General features: G+C 66.1%; 1 pseudogene. It reads right to left on the bottom strand.

The features are described from left to right. Positions 1 to 1,912 (bottom strand): annotated as a pseudogene (locus tag EN964_RS33115) (AsmA protein); the annotation flags it as partial.

Consider the following 1,912-nt stretch of genomic DNA (forward strand, 5'->3'; position numbering starts at 1 on the left):
CCCTTGTTGGTTTCTTCCTTGTCGGCAAGAAAGGCGGAATCGCCGAACAGCGCCACCGCCATCGGATCGAGGTCGAGTTCGTCGAGCATCAGCGCCCCGGCCAGATGCGGCACGCCGGCCTTGCCGTCGACCCCCTCCTTTACATCGATATTGACGTCGCCGGACACCGCCGCTTCGTTGATAGCGCCGTTGAGTTCGTCCAGCACCAGCAGACCGTTGCCATAATCGCCCTGCGCCGAGAACGACGTCGACATGCCCGCCCCCATGCCCGGCAGGCCGATACCTGTCGTCATCAGCCATGGCTCGATGTCGGCGGCGTCGAGGCTGAGCTTGCCCTTGGCGGCGAAGCCTTGCGGCGTATCGGCGATCGTCCCCTCGAAACCCGCCTTGAAGTCGTTGCCGGCAAGGCTGAAATTCGTCGTCAGGCCGCCGCCGAGCGTACCCTTGGCCTGAATGTCGGTGCTCGCCTCGCCCAGCATGCCGAGCGGCAGTGCCGGCAGGCCGTAGAGGGCCAGCAGCGTGGTGGCATCAGGGTTTTTGGCATTGAAGGTAAGCGCCACCGGCGCTTCGAGAAGCTTGTCCACCGCCCCCTTTCCCGACAGCGATGCGGAAAAGGCCGAGCCGCCGGCCTTGCCTTGTCCGCTCACCGCCAGGCCCGTGGTGCCGTCGCCATTGTCGGCCGCACTCGCCACGAGGTCGACACGCGCATCCTGGAACAGCTCGGGATAGGCTGCGGCACGGCTCGCCAGTCCCTTGAGCACGGCGCTGTCGGGATAATGCCGGGCGGCGACGTCGATCAGCGGCTTCAGATCGACGGCAACCACCGATGCATCGAGCTTGCCGGTCGGGCTCGCCGGGAAATCCTTGATCCTGCCGGTGGCGCTGATCGAGGCGCCGGCCAGCCCGCCCACCGACAGCCGGTCGATTTCGAGCAGCCCGTCGCGCAGCCTGAGCGCCGTGTCGACGGTATCCGCGGTCAACCCGCCAGCGTTGACCGGCCCTGCCTTGATCTGGAAATCGAGGTCGCGGTCGGCAAAGCGATTGGCGCCCTTGTCGCTGACGAAGATCGAGGCGAAGGCCGCCAGCCCGTCGACATCGAGGTCGCCCCCTTCGAGACGCATCAGCACTGAGGGCTTGGCATCGTCGGGCTGGCTGGAATCGATGCGGCCGGAAAACTTCGCCTTGCCCAGGATCAATTCGAGATCGCTGAAGGCCTGGCGCTTCTGCGAGAGGTCGACCTTGGCCTTGAAGCCGGCGGCAGGGAGACGGCGGATCGCCTCGTCGACATCCTTCGACAGCCAGGCGGCAAAGCCGGAGGGTTGCGCCACGGCCAGCAGCAGCGAGCCGTTGAAGCCGAAATGACCCTCCAAATTGAGCACGAGCATGCCATCGGCTTCCAACGTGGTGCGGCCGGGCAAGGTCGCGGCAAGCGATTTCACCGACCAGCCGCCATCGACCGGCTCGGCGGAAAGATGCACGTCGCGCACCGTGGTGTCGCCGACCACCACCGCCGGCAGCTTGACCTCGACAGTGCCGGGAATGGTCGGCCTCGGCATGTCGAGCAGCGCCTGCTCAAACGCCGCGATGCGCTGATCCAGCGTCAGACCGGCGCCGGCTTCGGCGCCCACCGCCTCGTCGAACTGCACCTGCGCGCCATTGGCCTCGATGGCGAAACTCGGCTTCAGCCCGAGATCGACAGAAGCCTTGCCGTCGGCGGTGTAGGGGTTGTCGAGCGGCCCGGTCTCGAAGCGGAATTCGTCGACGCCGAGTTTCTGGTGGTCGAGCGAAAATTTGCCGTTCAGCCGAAAGCCCGGATCGGGCTTGCCGGCGGAAACCCTCACCGTCTCGCCATCGGTGCCGCGCAGCTCGGCGCTGTTCTTGTCGGCACCGGAGATCTTGAACTGGCCGGAAT

The organism is Mesorhizobium sp. M7A.F.Ca.CA.001.10.2.1, from assembly GCF_003998575.1.
In the GTDB taxonomy this organism is placed as follows: Bacteria; Pseudomonadota; Alphaproteobacteria; order Rhizobiales; family Rhizobiaceae; genus Mesorhizobium.